This is a genomic window from Pseudoalteromonas sp. c7(2019), from assembly GCF_011378625.1.
Classification (GTDB): domain Bacteria; phylum Pseudomonadota; class Gammaproteobacteria; order Enterobacterales; family Alteromonadaceae; genus Pseudoalteromonas; species Pseudoalteromonas arctica.
On record NZ_WTKS01000041.1, the window covers coordinates 1 to 289 of the forward strand.

At 54.3% G+C, this 289-nt stretch carries 1 rRNA gene (cut by a window edge); it reads right to left on the reverse strand.

Annotation, left to right across the window (positions count from 1 at the left end):
- A 23S ribosomal RNA gene (locus GQR38_RS19885) occupies window positions 1-289 on the reverse strand (its annotated part continues 981 nt past the right edge of the window); the annotation flags it as partial.

The following is a 289-nucleotide window of genomic DNA, read 5'->3' on the forward strand; positions in this document are numbered from 1 at the left end:
ACTTGAACCTGGACAACCATCGCCAGGCCCACCTAGCCTTCTCCGTCCTCCCATCGCAATAATAAAGGGTACGGGAATATTAACCCGTTTCCCATCGACTACGCCTTTCGGCCTCGCCTTAGGGGTCGACTCACCCTGCCCCGATTAACGTTGGACAGGAACCCTTGGTCTTCCGGCGGGGAGGTTTTTCACCCCCCTTATCGTTACTCATGTCAACATTCGCACTTCTGATACCTCCAGGATGCCTTACAGCTTTCCCTTCGACGGCTTACAGAACGCTCCTCTACCA